The following is a 22,121-nucleotide window of genomic DNA, read 5'->3' as shown; positions in this document are numbered from 1 at the left end:
TGGCCTGATTGCTGCTGCTTCCCTCCCTATGCATCCCATCCATAAATTGACTGCTTGGTTAGAAACCCATTGGGCTGTGCCCGCCTATGCAGGCTGGGTGATTTTGGGCTTAACCACCTTTTTTCTGTTAGCTGCTGCCAATACCCTAGCGGGCTGGCTATACGTTTTAGGGGGACTAGGTTTAGGGCTGCTATTGGTCTCCGCCGTCTTACCCATTCAGTCTTTGCAAGGGGTGCAGGTGGAGCGACTGCCTTTGTTGCCTGTCAGCGTTGGCGAATCCCTAAATTTAGGGCTGAAGCTTTCTAATTCGACTAAAGCTGTAAAATCTCTGCTACAAGTTCAGGACCAGCCACCCTCCAGCCTGGGGGCCGCGACCTCCCACAGCATCGCCCATATTCCTGCGCAAGCGACCTATACCTGGACCTATACTGTCAAACCGCAACAAAGAGGGGTCTATCGTTGGCAAAAAGTGCAATTACGGAGTGCGGCACCATTAGGACTATTTTGGTGTCGTCGGAGTCGCCCTGTTCAAACCAAAGCGATTGTTTATCCCCAAATCTTGCCCTTACAGCAATGCCCACTGCTGGATCACTCGGGTCATGACCAAGATCGACAACGCCAAGTCCACCAGATGGGTCCCCATAACAATACGGAAGGGGTGACCCGCTCCATGCGTCCTTATCGCTGGGGTGATCCCCTGCGGCTGATCCATTGGCGTACCAGTGCCCGCCATAATGAACTTCGCACCCGTGAATTGGAAATGTTTGCAGGGGGACAAACCTTAGTCATTGCCTTGGATAGCTCTAATGCCTGGCATCCCGATCACTTTGAACAAGCGGTGATTGCGGCGGCGTCTCTATATGCTTACGGCCAAAAGCATCAGGATCAGGTGCAGCTATGGACGGCCCAAATCGGCTTGCAAACGGGGCGACAAGCCATCCTCGAAACCTTAGCGCAAGTGCAAGCAGCAGAGGTAACGGTTGCACCGCTGCCTCTGCATTCTGTGGTTTGGCTAACGGCTGAGCCAGGGAGTGTATCAGCATTACCACCCGGAAGTTGTTGGCTACTTTGGCCAAAGCTCACCTCCCCAAAGCATCATCAAGATGCTCTCCCCACTCAAGGTCAAGGGTTGGTGATTCAATCGGATCAACCACTCCAAGCCCAGCTCCAAAGCCTGATGATGTCGGGTCAACGGTCTTGATCTACTAACTGGGATATTACAAATATATTGCTATGGATTAGTTCTAGTACTATCGTCCTAAGCCTGAGGGTTCAACTCAACTCGGATTTCCAAATCCTCAAACTGGGCTGTTAACTTCAGATGTCCGCCCATTGCCTCTACCACTTCCCGTAGATGCCCTACATACATGTCTTCGCGGTTTTCCAAGCGAGAGACAGCTGGTTGCTTAATATTGAGCCGTTCTGCCAACTCTGCTTGTGAGATTTCCAAGGCTTGCCGCAATTCATTGAGCGCCATTTCCCCCTTCATTTCACTCACTTTTTTAGCCACTCGCTCCTTACGCTCTTGGGGCCAATCTTCAGTTAATTCTGAAAACTTACGGCTCATATCAAACCCTCCTCTTCTAATGTTTGGAGATGTTGGTCATATAGTCGAAATGACTCCAGTCTTTTAGTTTACTGTTCGTTAGGAGTGCAGATGCCTCAAATCCAATCCCATAAATGGATTCCAACATTCCTAACCCTTGAGCAGGGGGCGTATTCCGAAGTTAGGGGAGTTAATTTTGAAAACCTCTAAAGGCCCTCTCCCAACTGTTGGATACGCTCGTGCGGCACTAATGCTTCCTCATAGACTATCTTGCTGAATTTGGACCATAGAAAGCATATAAAAGAATAAGAAGGAGAGTAACGAAGTAAATGGACCAATAAATGAGTACATCTTGCGTTAAAAGTTGCTTTATCGCCCAAAAATAAGCTTTAAAACTTTTATTCTTGTTGGCAATTCGCCCAATACTTTTGGGGAAAACGGTTCTCCACACCCGATCTGAAGAATATTTGATCCCTGTTTCAGTCGCCAGTTGGATATGCCGTTGAGCTTGCTTGAACCTCTGATGGCGGGGCAGTTTTTTGAGATCAAGATCAAGGTTGGCTTCAACCAGATAATAGAGAAATTGATATTGTGCCTCTAAGTTTTGTAGTTCGATTGGGTCTAAATAGCTTCTGGATCGTGCAGCATGACCCGATTGACTGGCGGCAAAAGCAAGCCAAAGACGATGTACGGGCGTACTATGATCTTCAGGTAGGGTCAGCGCATATTGACTGACTGTAAGGGCTTTGGGTATTTTCTGAAGCGCCCAAAGTGAGGAAACAAGATTAAGCAACATCCAGGGTTTCAGATCATGACGTTGTTGCCAATCAGAGAGCCATTTTCTCGCTTGTTGATACTCTTGACTGGTCGATAATGCGTAACCCATGATGCCCCAGGTGTCAGTATCCGCCTTCAAAGCCTTGCGACAGGCTTGCATCAATGCCGTTAAGTGACTAGAGGTATCTGGATTGGCTAGCGTGCGCGCGCATCTGATGAACGCTTGCTTATGTAATGGATTTTTAGGATGAAACTTTTTCAGGTGCTTCAGACAAAATTGCCATTGATTCAGCTTGAAACAGCAATAGACCCAATATTCGCCCACTTTAGGATTGACATTAGGTTGCGGAAACGCATCAAAGAGAATGGTTTGAGCTTGAGTAGTCCAATTGGCACTGACCATCGTCTTAACGGCTGTATGCAAGGCCCACTCATATTCACAAGGATACACACACAGTTGCGCCAAGCCTTTAGCAGCGGTTTCCACATCATTTTGTCTCGCCGCTAATTGGACGGTGCGCGCTAACACAAACTCATTATTGTGGTGCTCTTGTAAGGAAGCTAGGGTCTGCGCAGCAGTTTCTAAATCATGGGTTTCTAGCGCCACGTCAAAGAGATTAAGGCCCGCAAAACTATATTCAGGCTCCAGTTCAAAGGCCTGACGAAAATCTGCTTTGGCACCCTGGAGATCCCCCAACTTCTGCTTCGCTTCAGCCCGATATCCCCAAGACCTGGGCTGATCAGGGGCGAGTCGCACCAAGTGTTCAGTGGCGGCTAGATAATGCTCATGATTGCCTTGCTCTACCCACCAATCTGCGAGGTTAGACCATCCGGCATAATAATCAGGTTCTTGAGTGACAATAGCCTGCATGGCTTGAATGGCCGGGTCAATCTGGCCACGCTGATAGTCAATCCAAGCGGCCCGCGCTGCCAAAGAAATCGGTACGTTATCGCCTAGATGGGTGGGATTTAGGGATGCGATCGCATCCTCAAACCGCTCCATTGCCGTCAACAGCCTGGCCTTTAAATCATAGGCATCCCAGCAGCGCGGATTCAGCTGAATCGCTTGGTCCAAGGCCGCCAACCGTTCGTCTAGGTCTTGGTCTTCTGTAAGATGCTCAGCCAACAGCACCCATGACCGTGCCTCTTTGGAACGACTGACCGTCAACGCTCGCGCCAAGGCTTGCGGGCGTTGAGGACGCTCTAACACGTGCGACCATTCCTGTAGCGTCGCCCATCCCCACTCATATCCAGGATTGAGCTGAATCGCTTTTTCTAAGTGCTGAAGCGCCGCTTCTCGCTCCTCTAGCTTCCACAACACATCTGCTAAATACCCGTGATTATAGGCATCCAGCGGCGAAGACAGCAGCGCTTTTTCTAAAAGCGCCTTGCTTTGCTCCAAAGCCTCTGCTCGTTCATAGCAATCGGCCAACTGACGAACCGCATAGTCCCAGCCTGGATTCAGGGCCAAGGCCGCTTGGAGAGCCTGCTCTTCGGCATCACCCTCCTCTAAGGCGCGATGGACTGCGGCTAAGTCCACCCAGACTCTGGGGAGTAACGGGAACCGCTCTGCGGCCTCCACGGCCACTGATAACGCTTGAGTGGGTTGATCCATACTGAGCAGCTGTCTGACAATTGCTGCCCAGGCATGCCATAGATCCGGTCGAGCCTCCAGGGCTTCCTTCAGTCGTTGATAGAGTTCGTCTGCAGCTAGGATATTGTCTGCTTGCACCCGATAGGCAATCAGTCCATCCCCGGTAATCACCTGCTGCTGCAATTCTTGAAAAATAAAGTCGAGAACGTCTATCTGTTCCGCCGTTGAGTGACATAAGGCCATCCATTCACTGATCGCCCAATCCGCATCGACAGACCGCTGAATCGCGGCTTGGAAGGCCTGCTTAGCCGCAGGAATCTGCCCGGCCAACACACAGAGATACCCATAAATGGAGAAATAAGCATGGTGATGGGGTACCAGTTGTCGAGCAGTTTCGATGGCTGCAAAGGCCGATTCAAGCTGCTGCTGTTGCCCGAGCTGCCAAGCGATTTGTCGCCAGGTCCAGGCGTCTTGAGGATTAATCTCTGCTAATCGACGGAGCACCTGTTCTGCGACCACCGGATCACTATCTTGAAGCTGCTCGTACCACAATTCATGCAGCCCCGCATGGTGTGGAAACTGATGGCAAATCTGTTCTAGAAAATCACAGGCGATGGTTGCATCTTGATACTCAGCCAAGAGTTGACTCACCGCCCGATTTGCAGTCATATCCAGCGGATGAGCCGCAACAACCTGCTGCCACAACTCCAGCGCAACATCTGGTTGACATTGATCCTGAGCAATTTGTGCAGCAGCGCGTAACCAACTGCTATGAGCGGCCTTCGACTTAGCTTCTTCTAATAGCTTCTGGGCTTGCAAAAACTGTCCATGTTCTGCCAGATATTGGGCTCGATATAACAGCAGCTCCCCATCTTCAGGATGCAGCGCTTGCGTTTGCTCCAAGACTGCGATCGCATCCGGGGTTTGTTCTAGATGCTCATACGCCTCAGCCAGTGTGTATGCAGGACGTGACGACCGCTGTTTATCGCGTTGCCATCGCTGTTTCAGGTGTTGCAGGGCCACAGCGGTTTGCCGACAGCCCCGCGCTGCCAAAAAGTAGGTATGAGCATAGCTCGCGTTTTTGTCTTCCAGACAAGTGGCAAAGCGATACAGATCCAGCGCAGCGCTAAATTTTCGTTGTGACCAGTAAATATTGGCTAACAGATAATAGTTATGGGCTTCTGTCGGCATGGCCCGTAGCGATCGCCGTAAGAGCCGAATCGCCACTTCATCTGCTCTCGCATCTTCACATAAGAGTTCAGCCTGTCGCGTCCAGAAAATGGGGTGAGGGGGGTCAGGGTCACTGCTCTGTTCAAGCCACTCCAGACAGGCTTGGCGGCTCGCTATCTCTTGCAAACAGCTGAATTTACGCAATCTCAGCCTGGCATCCTCTGGAAAGAGAGCCAACATCTGATCGATGACAGCCAGATAGCTGGTTTTATCCGAGTCATAGGCAGCCAGTTCCAAATGGGCCTGGAGCGCTAGTCGATGCTTAGGGGCAACGCCCTGCATACGTTGTGCCCAGTCAGTCGCAGTAGAGCGATCGTGCTCTAAAAGCGCTGCTCGCAATTGATGCAGCTGATCGTATAGGCGGCTATCCGGCAATTCCAAGGTTTCCAGCAGTCCCGCTTTATGGGCTGGAACCAGCGCCATTCCTCGCGGGCCTGTGGTTTGATACTGCTCGAAGAACGTGTCAGCCCAGCATTCGACAATGCCTCGCTCATACGGATCGCGAATAATCAAGGTCTTGAAGCGGCTATCATAGCCAATCACGGCTTGTAAATGCGCTGATGTGGCTTCAACGGTACTTAGGGTAAAGGGAATACCAGCATTAATCAGGAGAACCGTACTCTCCCAAGTGACGGTAAATTCACAAACGCTCCAGCCTTGTTGACTCGCCCAATCCCGCTCGCTATAGCTGGACGTGCCATCGTAGCAAATCGTCTCCACAATCTGATGGTGATCCACCGATTCTCCCCAATAAGCACATAGGGTGGTCAAGGTGGCAGGGGCACAGGTCATATGATGCTGGCGCACAAAGCCCACGGGTAAGATCACCCGTTCCCCATCGGGCAAATTGACCAGGCCATCGACCAGCGGTTGGTAACAGGGTTGTCCGTCGAGGTTCTGGGCCAGACGACGGGCTTGCGCCAGATCGCCGACGCGATAGGCAATTTCCACTTGCGTGGCCCATAGACTGGCTTGCCTCGCTTGCTCTAGCAGTGGAGAGCATTGAGCATAGTGTTCATAGGTTTGTTGAGCCTGAGCATACTGTCCTAACTCCACTTGTATCGATCCAAGCTGTCGCCAGATATCACCACTTTCCAGCTGTTCGGTGGCCTGGCTTAACAGCTGAATCGCCTGATTATCCTGATTTAGCAAGGTATGCAGATGGGCAGCGGATTCAACGGCAGCCCGATACCAAGGCTGAATCCTCAGGGCCTCTTGGGCGACAGCTAAGGCATCTGAGTATCGATCTTCCCGTTCATAGAGCCAAGACCGAATAACCTTCAGCCAAGGATCTGCGGGTGTCAGCGCTTCTGCACGGTCTAAGTCGGCCTCCGCCCTCTCAAAATCTCGCAAATAGAGCGCCACAGAAGCCCGCAACGATAACCAGTGCGCCTGTTGCCGGAGTGAAAACTCCTTAAACCGATCCTGATACTGCTCCAGGCGTTCATAGGCAGCCAACGGTCCTTGTCGACTGAAAATGGTATTGATGTAGTAGTAAAGGACGTCGCGGTCGTCGGGGTGGTTTCTCCAGGCTCGTAGGTGGAGTAAAGCGCGCAACCGGGGAGCGCCCAGATTGCCAGCCAGTCTACCGGCCACAATATGGGCCGTCGGGCCTTGCCAAGCCGACAGCGGGCCAAAGGATTGAGATAAGCGATAAGCCTGTAGATATAGACCTTGATCAATCAATGTAGATAAACGGTCTAAGGCAGACTGCGGGACTTCTACAGAGGGTTTCATCTATACCTATGAGCAATGGATGGATCGATGTGCTTATCCTTCGACCCTCATCACTCATGAGCGGCAATGCCTGGAGGAGAAGTGTTACACAATGGCAGCCGCGATCAAGAATCTATCAAGGCCACTTATCCTTATAATTCCCATTTCTCAGCAGATTTTGAAGTTTAAATCAACAAAAAACCCTAAAGTAATTGTTTTTTAGCAAAATACAGCCAATATCGGCAAAAATCACTCGTATTTTAACTATTTTTAGTAACTAATCAGAACGTGAGGTCTATCCTAATCAAGCACCCGTCTGGTTTAAACCGATCAATATGCTTGGGCAAGAAAATAATTCAGTATAATCTAATACACTTTTCATCCCGATCTCAGCCACCTCACGCATAATCAATGCACATCAACATTCAATAGCCATTAATAGGTGAGTATGATGAATACCAAAGGTTTGCTACCAACGGCTTTATTGTTCGGCTCTGTTGTCAGTACTTCAGCATTGTTACAGGTGGCTCCCGCTCACGCAGGCACACTCGTCACCTGCGGCCCCAATGGCGCTGCATCCATTGTCAAAATAGTCCCAGCAGGGTGTCGCCATTTGTCAGCAACGTCTGCCCCTAAAAGTTCTCCTGATAACCCTGTAAAAGACTCTCGTTTGGGATTTACCTTTAAAGCCTCCGCCCCTGAATCTCGCGCAGTTCAACCCATTGCTGCTGAGCAAGACACCCGCAATACCAAGGATATAGCGGCACTTCAACAACGTTAATCTTCAGCCCATGCGGTTGATCAGCCTGATGGTTAGCTCAGCTGATGCTTATACCAACGTAAGCCTCGCTGGGCTGGCATCTTCCAACCTAAACCTAATCTCTAATTTGAGGGTGGATTATCGGGTAGCGTGTCTTTGATTAAGGATTCATCAGGGGATTCTTCTTCAGATGGCTGAGGAGAGGCTTCTACAGGTTGCTCGCCTTCGTCAGCGGCCTCTTCAGAGGATTCTTCTGCAGGCTGCTCACCTTCGTCAGAAGTGCCGGGTGCCTCTTCTGCGGATTCTGGTGCAGGCTGATCCTCCTCATTAGGAGTGTCAGTGGACTCCTCAGATGAACCCTCTGAGGGCTGATCTACAGGGTCCTCAGGGACAGGTTGAATTTCTTCTGCTGGTGCAAGCTGATCGCCTGATTCCTCGGAAGGCTGATCTGCAGGTGCCGATTCGCTGGAGCTGCCGGGCGTTTCGGCAGTCGGGCAGTCTTCTAGATTGGCATCTGCATTCGTCAAATCTGCTCCGGCTAAATTAGCTGAGCAAACATCGGCGCCCTGCAATTTAGCACTGCGCAGAATCGCTTGGGTAAAGTTAGTGCTCGTCAGCTTCGAATTTTCTAAATTGCTGCCGTACAAGTAGGCAGCAGTCAGATCAGCATTCTCTAAGTTGGCATTTTCCAAATTGCTCAAGAGCAAAGAGGTATTGCGAAGGTTCGCGCCTTGGAGATTAGCATTACGCAGATTGGCATGGATCAGAATTAATCCACTTAGGTCGGCACCCGATAAATCGCAGCCTTCACAGGCATTGACCTGCTTTAACTGGGCTACATGTTTAGGGTCTGCGGCTAAAGCCGAGTCACCTAATACCACACCAAAGGCTAGTGCGATCGCAACAACACCAAATCTCATGCGTTTTTTTCTTCCGTCGCGTCAGCTCCAAGTCGTACTGTAGCAGATTCAGTTCAACGCTTTGAAGCCTAACGGGCCAATTTTACGGCTGTCCCGGTGGCTGTAATCAGCAACAGGACGCCCGTTTCATCAATATTGATCGAATCTGTACTAACCCGAATGCCGATCACAGCATTAGCCCCTAGCCGTTCTGCCCGTTTCTCTAATTCGGAAATGGCGTCTTGTTGTCCTCGCTCAAAAACCCGTTCATAACTGCCGGTGCGGCCGCCGATAATATCGCGAATCCCAGCAAAAAAATCTCGGAGCGCATTACTGCCATAGACCACTTCAGCCGTAACAACGCCGAGATAACTATCTACTACCGCATCTTGAATGACGTCCGTCGTCGTAGTGAGCATGATCGCTTTGGGAGTAACAACTATGATTCTTTTAGCATAGTGCTTTCCCGTCTCTGCTGAACCCTACCTCAGGAGAACCATCCCAATGCATTTTCCAGAAATCACGCCAGGAGAATCAGGTTTGCTGTCATCATGGAGTTAGATGTCGGGCAAGTTAGTTGAGGATGACCATATTTTTTTACAAAGTTCAGGATCCTTACGGATGTTTTTCCAATTTTTCCCTTCATAGTATTCATTTGCAAGGACAGCTCTGGCCCACTTCAGAACATTATTATCAGGCTCAGAAATATCAAGGCACCCCTCATCAGGATCTCTGCCATCAAATTCGACAGGCCTCCACACCAGAAGCTGCCGCCGCCTTGGGGCGAGATCCGAAGTATGCCGTTCAGCCCCATTGGGAAACCCTGAAGCTGGACATTATGTACCAAGCCGTGCGCACCAAATTCTTTACGCATCTCAGTATTCAAGCCGAACTGTTAGCCACTGGAGATGAACTGATTGTTGAGAATTCTCCTCTGGATCCCTTCTGGGGTTGTGGTGCAGATGGCAACGGTCATAATCAACTGGGAAAAATCTTAATGCAGATCCGCCAAGAGATCCGAGACAGCCTTTAAATCGTCAACATGGCTGGAGGCGTATCGACAATACTGGTGTCGGGCAGAATCGTTCTCGACAATTTAACGTTTTGGAAACTGTCTAAGGTCACATGAGCATGGGTTAAATTGGTACTGCTCAAATTGGCTTGATCCAGAATTGCATCCGTAAGGAGGGCATATTTCAAACTGGCTTCACTCAACTCTGCCAAACTGAGATTGGCATGACTCAAATTGGCTCGATCCAAGGATGCACCAATCAAACAAGCGCCACTTAAATTGGCTCCTTTCATCGAACTATCTTGACAATTCGCTTCACTCAACTCTGCTAACATCAACGTTGCAGAATCTAAATTGACGCCAGTCAAGTTAGCATCTCGTAAATCCGAGTGATTGAGGTTGGCTCCCCACAGATAGGATCGTTGTAAATTCGCCCGCTGCAAATTGACTTTACTCAGATCAGCCTTGAGCAGATAGGTTCCTCGCAAGTAAGCATCGCTTAAGTTAGCTGCGGCCAAGACACTTCCCTGGAAATTAACGCCCCAAAGATTAGCACCACAAAGCTGAGCATGAGCTAAATTCGTATCGACAATATAGCTATGCCGAAAATTAACGCCAAATAAGTAAGCGCCTTCTAGATTGGTATATTTTAATTTGGATTTGGTGAACGTTGCGCCAGACAAATTTTGCCCACTTAAATCAATATGACTTAGATCAATTTCGCTAAAGTTTCGTTCTCCAGCATCATAGCGTTCTAGAAGCTCAGCTTTTTGCATAGTAGTCAATTGGTTCACATCCTGGAGCTTGATCCTAGCCACTCGACTCTGAAAATGAGAAGGGTGAATATACCGATACCGCATCTATAAACAGGCTCGTCAATCGTGAATCTACGGACTTGTTTTTATTTTTCCTGGTGGCTTTTGCGACTCACAAAAATATCTTGCCAAGTACCGCCTACCCCTTGCAAAATGCCGCGACCTATCAGCCCTAAACCACGACCAATAACTTGCGTAAGAATATAAACAACACCCCGACCTAAAAAAGTAAAAGTGGTCTGTAGCGGCGGTGCGATCGCATCCCTTGCTTCCAAAGCCAAGGTGACAAAAAACCGAATCCCTTGCAACGTTTTTAATTCCTGATCGCGCGAGGCATAAACCGCAATTTTTTGCAGTCCCGCTTCACTAAAAACAATCAACCCAAATTGACTTTCAAAGATATTTTTAGGCTCCTTAAATAATCGCCGAATTCGGTAGTGATTGGAGAGGGCATTGCGGAACCGCTCGATATCGCGGGTGGAGATCAGAGTCCGGTCGTAGAAGCTTTGTTTCACTACTTCATGGGTGGCAAATCGATTGAGCAAGGGCTGAATCACCGCATTGGCCACACTCACCACTAAATTGCTGAGGAGGGCCTCTGCCTGCAACGTCGCTTCGGGTGATCCCACCGCCGACAGGGTGTTATCCACCCGCAAAGGGGCTTGGAACAAGAGATGTTCTAGCAGTTCCGTCACCAGGGGAATTTTGTGGAGAATTTCCGCTTCGACAATGGCCTGATCCTGTTGAAGCACACTGACCATTTCGATCTCTTCTAACCCTTGCCCACTAGCGGAAAGCGGTAGGGTCAAATACTTGCCAAAAAAGTCGGCGGTTGACGCTAGCCATAGATCTTGCAGGAGTGTGGCACGTTTAGCGGCCAGTTGCGATCGCGTCACTTGGGAAAAGCGCAGCTCTTCCACCACAGCTTCAAAGCGCTTTAAAACAATCAGAAATAACTCCTGACGCTTCTGGGCCTTGAGAATATCAATCTCTAAGGGATCGGGGGTGCGATTGGCCAGACTGGTAGGCAGTTTGGCCAGCAAGGCATCCATCAGTACAGGGGTGATGTCTGGCTGAGCGGCTAGCGCACTATCCTCACTAATTTCGGTAATTCGAGAGGGTACGGCGACCTCATCGGTGTCCCAAGGATCCACATTGGCCCAGGAAAAGGCAGGCTCTTCCACCTCAGCGGGCGGGGCTGCCTCAGGCGAGTCACTTTGGCGCTCCAAATACCGGGCAACCAACCACTGCACCGTTTGTAATTCTCGCTTGCGGCCATCATTGACGGCCCGTTGCCATTGGGTTAAGGCAACGCCTTGTTGCTGGGCCTGCAGACGCTCCAGGGTTTGTTCAATTTGCTTTAACCCCGTTTGCATAAAGACTTGCCGCAACAGCGTAAAGGCTGTCACCTCTTGAGTCGTGACTGGGGTTGCGATCGATTGCGTGGTCTGGAGCTGGGCCTTGTAGGCGGCATCCCAGACCCGCTGTCCTTGACTGGCCCGCTGGAACTGTTGGACCAAGGTGGCGGTGTCCACACTTCCTTTGGGACAAAAGCCTTCCACTCCCACTTGCCAGAGTTTAGTCAGCTGGTCTGGATCAACGGTTGCCGACAATACAAACAGGGCCAGCGTGGGATAGCGCCCCTTCAGCTGCTGACAGAGCAGAGTATTGGCCTCCGTATCCGCCACACGACTGACATCGACAATCAGCAAATCCAGTGACTGCGGATCAAAGCTGGCGTCTGGCTGAGCAGCAAACAGCTGTAAGACTTGGGCTGGATTATCGGCTTCCGCCACCACCTGAATATCGGGTATGGCCTCTAGGCACGCTTTTAGCCCTGCACGAAAGATCGGATCGGTATCCGCTAACATGAACTGAAGGGGTTGTGCCTGTGTTGCCTGCTCTGTCATGCCCTTGCTAATGGTTCGAGCTGATACGTCTGAACTCACTGACCGTCGGTTGTCCCTGTCAAACCCCGTTGTCTTGTAAAGGAGAGCGACAGCTTGGCCTCATGTAGAGGATAGTGCACTTTTAGTGGAATCGATCAAAAAAGACCTGTGGTACCCCTACGCGATAATAACCCCACTCGGATTACCCCCTTTGTTACCTATGTCATCATTGCCCTAAATATTGTTGTTTTTTTGCATGAAATCAGTCTAGGTCCAAACCTAGATGCTTTTTTTCGGCTGTGGGCAGTGGTGCCCCAAGACTTAACGGCGAGCTTTCGCGGTGAACCGACGGCGTTACCCCATCCGGCCTGGATTACTCTGTTTACCTCTCAGTTTCTGCATGGCGGCCTCTTGCATATCGCCGGGAATATGCTGTTTCTCTGGGTTTTTGGGAATAATATTGAAGACAAGCTAGGCCATGTCAAGTACTTGGTGTTTTACCTCAGCTGTGGCGCGCTAGCGGCCCTCAGCCAATGGTTTTTTAATGTCAACTCCGACATTCCTTCCTTAGGTGCCAGTGGTGCGATCGCAGGTGTTATGGGAGCCTATATTATCCGCTTCCCCAAAGCCGAAGTGCTGACCTTGGTCCCCTTAGGATTTTTCTGGTGGACGATCAATCTGCCCGCCGTGTTCTTTTTGGGGTTCTGGTTTGCTCAACAGGCCTTTAACAGTGTCGCCAGTCTCAATGCACCAATGAATATGGGGGGTGTCGCCTACTGGGCTCATGCCGGAGGCTTTGTATTTGGGGTGCTGCTGGGTCCTTTGATGGGGCTTTTTGATGACGATCGGTCCCGCCGTTAACATTATTTTTTACATGGCATCTATGGTGAATATTGCTCAATCCGTCAAACTGATCGGGCTGATCGGTTGCTCAACGCTGCTGGTCAATTGCACCCTTTTGCGAACGAAAGTCTCTGAACCAGACGCGTTTCGGCTAGAAGCCATGCCCATCGACTATCAGTCCTTAGCCTCTCAACCGGCAACGCCCATCAGTAAAGTCTTTCAGCTTTCCTTTGACGACTACGATCAAAATGGGCAAAAAGATATTAAAACCGTTGATGTCACTCCCCTCCAGTATCGCGGTAATGAGCCTTATCTGGTCTTGGATAACAACGGTCGGGAATATCTGCTCTCTTCCACCGCTAACCGCGTCAATCGCGACGGCAAATCGGTCCTAGCGGAGACGCCGCTCAACTGGTATGGCCAAGGTCCAGCCCTTATATTTGAGCGTAAACCCGGTACGCTGGTGATTCCGCTATTGCCCAACCAAACTTACGAGGCGGCCAAATCAGCGATTGAGAAAACGGGTGGCAAAGTCCTCGGCCTGTTTGGCACTACCTTTACTCCGCAAGCATCCAAGCCGCTTAGCTATCTGTACTTTAATCCCAATCGGCTGCCGCAGAATGCGGGTAAAACGACGCTGCCTGTCTATCAGTCATCTAAGGTACCTGGACAGTCTGCCCCCAATATTTTGTTGTCCGGCATGATTACCTATAGCGATGGCCGATCGGCCTATCTGGATTTTAGTGATCTGGCAGGAGAAGGCAAAACCCAGAATGAACAGCTGAATAATATCAAGACCCAAATTAGCAAACGCCTAGAACAACTAGAAGCCCAACCTGATGTAGCCATTGTCACTATCGATACCCATGCGGTGATCCGCAAAACGGCTGATATTGAAGCGGTGGTAGAGCGAGGAGAATATAACCGAGGCGGGCCATTTTTGCTGCATGAAACACAGTCAGTGGCACGGGTCATGCGGGTTTTTAATGATCAAACAAAAGCTTATCTAGGGTCGATGATTACCCCGTCTTTACTGATGAAAGATGGCTTGGCTGTCGCTAAACAAAAGTTCGGTCAAGATGCGGTGGTTCAGTTTTTAGATGGGGAGGCCTCTGCCGCGGCCTATTTTGAAGACTATAATCCGACCTCAGCCCTAGAGTTAAAGGATCCGGTTGTGCTGAATGCCTTTCGTCTTAGAGAAGCGAAGGGGTTGGAATTGGTTGTTCAATACGATTGAGTTAGAAATTGCAATTGGGCTAAATTGGCCAAAATTAGTAGGCTGATACTGGTTATTAACAAAAAACATGGGTTTTCTCTGTTAGGGAAATAGCTGGAACACAATTAGGGTGGTGCCATGCCTACAGAGCCATGACCAAGACCGACAAACCTGATCCAAACTCTCAGCCCAAGATTGCCCTCAGTGACCAGATTGCGGATTTACTGATCAAGTTAGTAATGACGGGTGGAGTAACAGCAGGAGGTGCAGGTGCATTTTGGTCGCTGTTTAAGGAGAGTGATATTCCCAAAGCCATTGCATCAGGAGTCATCGGATTAGGGATTTCCTTAGGAGCCAGTTTTCTGAAGCCGATTCACAAAGGAACGCAAGACCGCCTAGCAAAGGCGGGAGAATCGGCCAATAAAGCGCTTGATCATGGCCTTGCTAAAGTCAGTGGCGTAGAAGAACAATATTTTCGATGTCAGGCTTGGGCTTGCCGTCGTCAGAAATCTGAAGGGGTGATTCAACATGATGGCATTTTCATGCCCCTCCTGGAGGAAATTTACGTCCCTTTGGAACTGGACGCTAACTCCTTACCGTCAGGTTGGCGTCAGTTTACCGATCAGTTTCTAAAAAAGTCTCCTTATGATCAGGAGCGTGGACGCAAAATTTGGGATTTACTGGGTAAAACCAAGCGAGAAGTGACCTTCCGACAAATTGTGGTGTTGGCCTGGGGCGGCTATGGCAAAACGACGTTGCTGAAACATATTGCCCATACCTATGGCATGAATCAACAAGGCAAGTATGGCGTACCGAGACGAGTGCCTTTTTTACTGGTGTTGCGAAAACATCGGGACCGACTGGCTCAGGAGCAACCGCCGACTTTACCTGAGTTGATCAAAAATCACCATATTCCAGATTTGCCAGACTCTGACAAGCTCGCTAATTTACCGGACGATTGGGTCCAACAGAAACTCAATCAAGGCGAAGCAGTGGTGATGCTAGATGGTTTTGATGAGGTAGCCTCTGGGCAACGCTCGGCAGTGGCCCGGTGGATTAATAACCAGGTGCGCCATTACAGTCAATCAGTATTTATTGTCACCTCACGTCCTAAAGCTTATACCGAGCAGGAACCCGCTGATCGCCTGGAACTCTCGACCCGTCTTTGGGTGCAGGACTTTAATGAAGCCCAGCGTCGCGATTTTGTTGAACATTGGTATTTGTGCCAAGAACGCTATGCCAGAGGCGGGGATACAACCCCTGATGTTGAGCATGATGCGCAAGCTGCTGCCGAGGAGCTGCTGACCCAAATTGAAGCGCGGCAAGAGCTGAAGGATTTAGCCAAAAATCCTTTGTTGCTGAATATGATTGTGACGTTTCATCGGCGATTCCCAGGTGTAAAGTTACCCAAACGTAGAGTCGAACTCTACCGAGAAATTTGTACCTTACAGCTTCGAGACCGACCAGGAGCGCGGCAGCTAGAGACTTGTTTAATCAATTGCGAAGCCCAGCTTATATTGCAACGGTTAGCTTTATCGATGATGGAAGCCCATGAAGAGCGTTTGGATTGCACTGCCCTATTGGATCGCCTTAGTACTTATTTAGTGCAGCAACGAGAAAAAGTTCAACCCCAGGATTTCTTAACTCAAGTGGTACAGATTAGTGAAGTGCTAGTGGAGCGGGAACCAGGTGAATTTGAATTCGCTCATCTCAGTTTGCAAGAGTATTTGGCTGCCACTCAAATTGCTGATGATAAGCAAGAAGCATTGCTTTATGAGCATCTCCAGAATGATTGGTGGAAGCAGCGATTTTGCTCTATGCCTCTCAGGTCAATCCAACTCAGTTGATTCTGGAAGCCTTGCGTCAAGAGGCCATTGATTTGGCCTATATCATCCAGCAAGACACCACTAAAAGGCTGGATCTAACCGCAGATGAACTTGCCGCGTTTGAGCAACTAACTCCTCAAGTCAAAACTTCGCGTTACGCCACTTTAGAACAACTTCTACAAACCCAACAATGGCGTAAAGCTGACCAGGAGACTTATCGGTTGATGATTACCACCGTAGGAAAAGAAGATGGGCAATGGTTGAATGTAAATGACTTCAAAATTTTTCCCTGCAAAGATCTGCAAATGCTTGATCATCTGTGGGTTAAGTACAGCGATGGCAAGTGGGGCTTTAGTGTTCAAAAGCAGATTTGGGAAGAATGCGGAAGCCCTACCGACCATGATGGGTTTGTGGATAAGTTCTGCGATCTCATCGGCTGGGTAAGAAATGGCAATGTACAGTCTCCTCAGTACAATCTCGAAAACTCTCCTGTAGGAGAATTACCTAGTTTGTGGGGGGATAGTGGGTTCGAGTGGGTTTTGTTGAACATTTCTTCTCTCACGCAAAGACTCGTAGACTGTAGCACGAGACAGTCCTGAGCATTTTTTAAATTTCGTTTTTATGTTGATGTGAACATACAACCTTTCCTTTCAGCGATTTCTTACCTGGCACCTAGCAGACCTTATCTTTTTATCTATAGCAGTAGAAAATCTGGCTCATATCAGGTTCTCACCACCTCCAGGTTTAAGCAGTTCGCTAAAACAAACTTCATTGTCACTACCTGGATCTCTGGGTCCACTAAATCCCAGTCGTCTCAAGGCAACCGAGTTTGTCCAGGGGACGGTTTATGGACTTTCCGCCTTAACCTCAACTTCGCCAAGAGGTTGGTGCCCCAATAATTGCGTTGAGGTGTTTTGGGCTTAGGTTTATACCGTTAGCAACAACGCCGATACGCCTTAGCACAAATTTCTATCGTTGCTCCCAAAGCCAGAAATGCCGGATGCCATTGGCTAATACCATCGTTCGTCAACCGTTCATAACTGCCATAGTTGCTGTAGTCATAAAAAAAGCCCTGCTGCATCTTCGCTGCTTTCGGGTTGGCATGGATATAGCGCAGCGTATTCAAAGCCCGCCGCTTATCCGTATTCGGAAACCCCGTGCTGTGATAGCGCTTCTCCCAGAAGTGCCCACTGCGATTCAACATCCGGTTAAAGCACATAGCCGTATACCAGTTTAGCCAGTGCATAATTTTGGGCAAGTCCTGGGGCTGAGCAGGTTCCAGCAGGTAATGCACATGATTGCTCATAATGCAGAGGGCATAAAGCTTAAAGTCATACTTGACCTGACATTTATGGATGGCATAGAGCAAAACTTCACGTTTAGTGCAGGACAAAACTCTTGTAAGCTAGCCAGAAGTGGGGTTTTAAGGAGAGCACGACTCCTCAAAACTAAATCCGATGCTTATGCTGTTTTTCTAGTCAACAGTCTCAATTATGCTGCATTAGCCCCCTAAATCCCCCATTCTGGGGGACTTTGAGATTTTTGATTATCCTAGATATCAGACAAGGTTAGGAGTAACAAGATGCGAGAGAAGAGAACGCAACACCACCGCATTCGCGGCACAACCCCAGCAGTCATTGCCGCCGCACGACGACTGAGACTCAATCTGACCCCAGCGGAAAAAAAGTTGTGGAAAGCACTGCAAAAACGTCAACTCAACGGCCTGAAATTCCGCTGTCAACATCCCATCGGTTCGTTCATTGTCGATTTTTACTGTCCCCAATGCCGATTAGTGATTGAACTAGACGGCGATATCCATGATCAGCAGGTGGAGTACGACGAAGCTCGTACCGAGCAACTTAACCAGCTTGGTTACCGAGTGATCCGATTCCGCAACCCAGACGTTATGCAACACCTAGATCATGTACTTCAGCAAATCCGACATGCGAGTGAGCAAAGCATTGAAAGACAGTCAAAGTCCCCCATTCTGGGGGATTTAGGGGGCTAATGCAGAATTAACTGGGCTTTCACAACAATCTCTCAAGTCCATAATGGCGACAAAGGGTGACGGCTTCAATTTTTGTCCTGTACTGAGAACTTCAAGGCATTCTTCTCACGCTAACCGACAGTCAGAATTATTACAGCAGGTGGTGTGATAGCAATAGCTAGATTTCAGCTATCGCGGGTGACGCGGCATAAAAAACTCTCCACGCTAAGTAACGTCATTGAAAGCATAACGGTTAGAGAGCAGCATTTTTAGCCAACCAACGTTTCTTCCAGATTTTTGTGGGTTCTAGAGTAGAGCATTTTTGTTCCTGTTGTCGCCGCGCCACAATCGCAGCAGCAGTATCGGCTAACGTCAGATCCCGATAGGGAATTGCCGCCACCGTTTGCAAATGCTCCCGCTCTTGTGGGGATAGTGCCAAACACCCTGTTAACGCATACCCCGCCACCGTTCCCGTCGAGCGACGACCCACCGGAGGACTCGCACCAATGTCTAACCCAGCCTCCATCAATCCCGTCCGCACCGCCGCTGCACAAGAGTAAGTGGCTAAGCACCCTTGGGAATGGAGACATTGACGTAACACCTGAAAAAACTCTACGGTCCACAGCTGCGGACACTTCGGTGGAGAAAAGGGATCAAGAAAAATCGCATCCGCCAGAAACTGATGTTGGTGAACCGTCTGTAGCGTTTGACGCGCATCCCCCACCAGTAATTTTGCCCGACAGCCAGGAGACTGAATCTCTAGATCTCGGGCCAAGGTGTTTAAACAGGTCTGAACTCGAAGTGACTCAGTTTGTAATATGGCGTTTGCCATCGCAGCTCTCGGTACCACAGGATTCAGTTCCAAGGCATATACCTGCACCTGACAGTCAGGATTAATCTGCCATATCGTCTCCAAAGCCGCAGCGGTGTTATACCCCAACCCATAGCAAACATCGAGGATCTTGACCGATCCCTGCTTCGCTTTTTCCGGTAACAAGGTGGAATAGACAAACTTCCCTATGGCTTCCTGATGCGCGCCATAGTGGCTGTGAAAGGCTTCTCCAAACGCTTGGGAATAGAAAGTAAAAGAACCATCTCCAGTAAGCTGGGGAGTCAGCTGATCTGCACTATCCATAGCCGCTAGAGATTTCGATATACTTCCCCATCTTTACTTTTACTGGCTGGATAGATACTGGCATCACAAGGTTTAAAGATCGCTGATCGCCGTCTTGATCTCATCAAGGCTAATCTTTGACCATCCCAGTCCATAACTCTGCAATGGGAGAACTTTCGCCGTCAGCCACCTGCCTCAATGAGTCCTGGAGATCGGACAAAATTTTGTGATTGTCTTCCAATTCATCGATTGGATGTAAGCCAGATTCAACGTCAGGCAAATGAGATATCACTGTATTCCACACTTCAACTGGAACAATGACTTCTGTTTTATCCCCATTGGCATCGGTAACGTACTTTAAGCAGGCTTTGATCTGTGAGATATCCATAGGAGCAGCCATCAGCGATAACAAGATTGTAGCGAATCAGAGACTTTGTACTTTTTATTCCACTTGCACAGAACAATGCCCAAGAACCATACCATCAAGACTTGTAGAAGTCTGTGACTCTCTCAAGCTTATGACAGAGGAACGGACAAATTAGCCATTTGGGTTTGGGTATAGACCGCATTGTTTTTGGTCGTTTGCTCAATCTCTACTTGGTATTGAATGTCATAGCCTGGTTTTAACCACGCACTGAAAAAGGGTTGCACATTCAAGGTATAGACATTCTTCTCCACACTGACACCATCACTGGATCGGCCCATCGGAGGCACCCGTAGCTCAATGCTATGGCGGACTTGATAAGTATCTGTTTTCAAGCCACTGGCAGATTGTTTACTCAGGCATGTGACTTTCAGTTTGGTGTTTTGAAGCAGCGATCGCACATCCCCATCATCTACCAATACCAACTGCCCCACCCGATGTTGGCTCGCCCCTTCATCAATGCGAAAAGACTGAACTCGATTGGGTGAAAACCCGCCTGTAATAGTCATTACCGTCAGTGGGTCCTGTTGCTTCAACTGATATTCCAGAGTTCCCGGCAGCTCAAAATCCAGTTGACCTTGGTTATTTTGCACCTGAATGGTTGCACCTATTTTGGTATCGCTGACCTCTAATTCAGTAGGTGAATTAGGTGCATTCCAATCGATACGGTAGTTGAGACGGGCGGTGGAATCCAGATAGGTATAGGTATCCGAGACCTTGGATTTGGGATGGAGTTGCGATCGCAATCCACTCTTCTCAGTCCAAATATTTTTCACCAAGTCCACCTGCTGACCCATTAATTGCTCCAGCGGGGCATAGTACTGCACCTTTTCTTGGGGAATATCCTGACGCGGAACCATCACCACCTGGCCGTATCGCCCTTCTCGCCCTGCTTGACCATCCTGGCCATCCTTTCCCGCTGCTCCACCCGTACAGTGGAAATGTTCAGTCTTATAAACACCGCCATACTCCCAACGATAGGCCCACTGGGAATTGCCCTTGTCTAGGGTTGGGTGGTGGCGTTTGTGATCAATTCTCTGGCTGCCTGTACAGGGATAAGTCTTGGTTCAATGGCACTGACTTAAGCTCAATCAAGCAGCTAGCTTAGCTTTGAGAACAGAGCGCGGTTGTCGCATTCGTGGAAAAGGCTTGGGTCGGCGTTTGACGACTCTCGGTTCGTGCCGATTCGGTCGAGAGGGCAATAGATCGGTGGCCATGGTCTCAAGTAGATGAGTATACAGCCGCCTTCTGGTCGCACGGTTGGCTGTGGCCAACAGAGCAAGCATCTGATTGAAGTGTTGTCGTGCCCCTTGCACAGACAGTTGGCTTCTGGCATCATCAGCTAGCGGTGCAGCATGTTCCATCAAGCTTCTGAGGAGGTTATAGCCCAACAAATGTGCCCAAATGTCCTTGCGCACCATGTCTGGGGTTTTGGCACTGAGCCTCTCCATTTTTAAGGTGGTTTTGAGATGGCGCAGATTGACTTCTGCCACTGGCCAACGCCAGCCATATAAACGAGTCAGTTGCCGAGCGCTGTAGTGTTGAGCATCGAGCAGCGTCGTCACCACAATAATGCGCTGGTCGCGAAAGCCCTTAAGGGATAAGCGCAAACACACCTCTCTAACGATCAATGTTTGAGGAATTATGGCAAACTCTTGCTCACTCATGTGCTCAGGTCGTTGGGCTGGCTTGTGCCATGTCACCTGATGATCGCCAATGCCATTCTTGTTACCTTTGCGGAAATCAGTCTTGCGGGCATAATGCTTACGCAACACTCCATCAGCCCCTTGTTGCTGAATGATGGCTAGATCAACATAGCTGCCATAGGCTTGGTCCGCCATGACTACATCACCGACTTCCAGGTCTTGGTAGAGCAAACGACTCATAACAATTTCACTAGTGCCCCAGGAGGCAATACAGGCTGAAACCACTGCCCCAGTGACCAGACAGAAGAACACTACCAATCGGGCAATGGGAAACCCACAGCCTGCTGCTTGATTTCCATGCTGTGGGTATGACTTTTGGTTAGCCGCACTATCGGCCATCAATACGGTGGTTCCGTCGTAGACCTTGACGGGCCGACCACACCAAAGGTGTTCTAGGGAGAGGGTTTGCGCCAAGCACTCAGCGGTCTCGGGAATTAAGCGTTGCAACAGTAGCTCTGGAAAGCGGCTTCTGGCTTTGCTGTAGGCTCCGGTATCAGATGAGGGCGGTTGGATGCCAGCCGCTGTGAGCCAAGTGGTGATGCATTGACCGTGTTACGAAGGCTTTTATCGGCAGATAGCACTTGGTAAAGCATGGCCCACAGCGTAACGATGGGGCTATATACCCGGTTGCGATAAGAGAATGCTTCTTCTCTAAGAAGTTCATCTAACCTTGAGGCTGGCAGGATATCTGTCCACGGTAAACCCAGGCTTTGGGAAAATTGCTGCTTGAGAATTTCGGCTGACTCAGACATAGTGAAAGACAGAAT

At 49.4% G+C, this 22,121-nt stretch carries 17 protein-coding genes and 2 pseudogenes; 8 read left to right on the top strand and 11 right to left on the bottom strand.

All coding sequences use genetic code 11. The features are described from left to right. Positions 1–28: 28 nt before the first annotated feature. A complete protein-coding gene (locus Q0986_RS15590) occupies positions 29–1,201 on the top strand; it encodes a DUF58 domain-containing protein (RefSeq protein ID WP_299412183.1) in 1,173 nt (390 codons plus the stop codon). A gap of 57 nt (positions 1,202–1,258) precedes the next feature. Here Q0986_RS15590 and Q0986_RS15585 read toward each other — a convergent pair whose 3' ends face one another. Further along, complete coding sequence (locus tag Q0986_RS15585) at positions 1,259–1,567, bottom strand: XRE family transcriptional regulator (protein ID WP_299412181.1); 309 nt, start codon at positions 1,565–1,567, stop codon at positions 1,259–1,261. 244 nt (positions 1,568–1,811) lie between these two features. Next, positions 1,812–6,884: a tetratricopeptide repeat protein gene (locus Q0986_RS15580; RefSeq protein WP_299412178.1), complete on the bottom strand. Its 5,073-nt coding sequence runs from the start codon at positions 6,882–6,884 to the stop codon at positions 1,812–1,814. Between the two features lie 427 nt (positions 6,885–7,311). On the opposite strand from Q0986_RS15580, the gene Q0986_RS15575 reads away from it, so the two are divergent. Next, complete coding sequence (locus Q0986_RS15575) at positions 7,312–7,644, top strand: hypothetical protein (protein ID WP_299412174.1); 333 nt, start codon at positions 7,312–7,314, stop codon at positions 7,642–7,644. Between the two features lie 101 nt (positions 7,645–7,745). On the opposite strand, the gene Q0986_RS15570 is transcribed toward Q0986_RS15575, so the two are convergent. Both Q0986_RS15570 and Q0986_RS15565 read right to left on the bottom strand, forming a co-directional pair. Continuing rightward, positions 7,746–8,543, bottom strand: a complete 798-nt coding sequence (locus Q0986_RS15570; protein ID WP_299412171.1) for a pentapeptide repeat-containing protein — start codon at positions 8,541–8,543, stop codon at positions 7,746–7,748. Between the two features lie 68 nt (positions 8,544–8,611). Then, positions 8,612–8,941 carry a YbjQ family protein gene (locus Q0986_RS15565; protein WP_299412168.1) on the bottom strand — a complete coding sequence of 110 codons (330 nt, stop codon included), beginning with the start codon at positions 8,939–8,941 and terminating at the stop codon, positions 8,612–8,614. 164 nt (positions 8,942–9,105) lie between these two features. On the opposite strand from Q0986_RS15565, the gene Q0986_RS15560 reads away from it, so the two are divergent. Continuing rightward, on the top strand, positions 9,106–9,555 hold the full coding sequence (locus tag Q0986_RS15560) for an NADAR family protein (protein ID WP_299412165.1): 450 nt from the start codon (positions 9,106–9,108) through the stop codon (positions 9,553–9,555). Here Q0986_RS15560 and Q0986_RS15555 read toward each other — a convergent pair. Then, positions 9,552–10,310: a pentapeptide repeat-containing protein gene (locus Q0986_RS15555; RefSeq protein WP_299412201.1), complete on the bottom strand. Its 759-nt coding sequence runs from the start codon at positions 10,308–10,310 to the stop codon at positions 9,552–9,554. The genes Q0986_RS15560 and Q0986_RS15555 overlap by 4 nt on opposite strands. 125 nt (positions 10,311–10,435) lie before the next feature. Further along, entirely contained in the window at positions 10,436–12,298 is a 1,863-nt protein-coding gene (locus Q0986_RS15550) for a DUF3685 domain-containing protein (protein WP_299412162.1), read from the bottom strand. A 108-nt stretch (positions 12,299–12,406) separates the two neighbouring features. Between Q0986_RS15550 and Q0986_RS15545 the strand changes: the two genes are divergently transcribed. The 4 genes from Q0986_RS15545 to Q0986_RS15530 all read left to right on the top strand — a co-directional run bounded on the left by Q0986_RS15545 (position 12,407) and on the right by Q0986_RS15530 (position 16,722). Then, positions 12,407–13,099, top strand: coding sequence for a rhomboid family intramembrane serine protease (locus Q0986_RS15545; RefSeq protein WP_299412159.1), 693 nt, complete (start codon positions 12,407–12,409; stop codon positions 13,097–13,099). Beyond that, the gene (locus Q0986_RS15540; RefSeq protein WP_299412156.1) at positions 13,077–14,318 is read left to right on the top strand and encodes a hypothetical protein; all 1,242 of its coding nucleotides are present in this window, start codon (positions 13,077–13,079) and stop codon (positions 14,316–14,318) included. Before Q0986_RS15545 ends, Q0986_RS15540 begins: the two co-directional genes overlap by 23 nt. A 131-nt stretch (positions 14,319–14,449) precedes the next feature. Then, entirely contained in the window at positions 14,450–16,144 is a 1,695-nt protein-coding gene (locus Q0986_RS15535) for an NACHT domain-containing protein (protein ID WP_299412153.1), read from the top strand. Beyond that, positions 16,093–16,722, top strand: a complete 630-nt coding sequence (locus Q0986_RS15530) for a GUN4 domain-containing protein (protein ID WP_299412148.1) — start codon at positions 16,093–16,095, stop codon at positions 16,720–16,722. The genes Q0986_RS15535 and Q0986_RS15530 overlap by 52 nt, the downstream gene beginning before the upstream one ends. Before the next feature lie 122 nt (positions 16,723–16,844). On the opposite strand, the pseudogene Q0986_RS15525 reads toward Q0986_RS15530, so the two are convergent. Further along, a pseudogene (locus Q0986_RS15525) lies at positions 16,845–17,528 on the bottom strand (transposase); the annotation flags it as partial. Between the two features lie 177 nt (positions 17,529–17,705). On the opposite strand from Q0986_RS15525, the gene Q0986_RS15520 reads away from it, so the two are divergent. Continuing rightward, positions 17,706–18,131 (top strand): DUF559 domain-containing protein, encoded by a 426-nt coding sequence (locus Q0986_RS15520; RefSeq protein WP_299412142.1) that lies wholly within the window; start codon positions 17,706–17,708, stop codon positions 18,129–18,131. A 232-nt stretch (positions 18,132–18,363) separates the two neighbouring features. Here the strand turns inward: Q0986_RS15520 and Q0986_RS15515 are convergent, their stop codons facing one another. The 4 genes and pseudogenes from Q0986_RS15515 to Q0986_RS15500 all read right to left on the bottom strand — a co-directional run. Next, positions 18,364–19,245, bottom strand: coding sequence for an MnmC family methyltransferase (locus tag Q0986_RS15515; protein ID WP_299412139.1), 882 nt, complete (start codon positions 19,243–19,245; stop codon positions 18,364–18,366). Between the two features lie 109 nt (positions 19,246–19,354). Beyond that, positions 19,355–19,612 (bottom strand): hypothetical protein, encoded by a 258-nt coding sequence (locus Q0986_RS15510; RefSeq protein ID WP_299412136.1) that lies wholly within the window; start codon positions 19,610–19,612, stop codon positions 19,355–19,357. Positions 19,613–19,740: 128 nt separating this feature from the next. Further along, on the bottom strand, positions 19,741–20,508 hold the full coding sequence (locus Q0986_RS15505) for a hypothetical protein (RefSeq protein ID WP_299412132.1): 768 nt from the start codon (positions 20,506–20,508) through the stop codon (positions 19,741–19,743). A gap of 231 nt (positions 20,509–20,739) precedes the next feature. Continuing rightward, positions 20,740–22,121 (bottom strand): annotated as a pseudogene (locus Q0986_RS15500) (IS4 family transposase); the annotation flags it as partial.

Source organism: Acaryochloris sp. IP29b_bin.148 (assembly GCF_028285565.1).
Taxonomy (GTDB): domain Bacteria; phylum Cyanobacteriota; class Cyanobacteriia; order Thermosynechococcales; family Thermosynechococcaceae; genus Acaryochloris.
The sequence above is the reverse complement of the archived record's forward strand: the minus strand, read 5'-3'. Positions and strand labels throughout refer to the sequence as shown.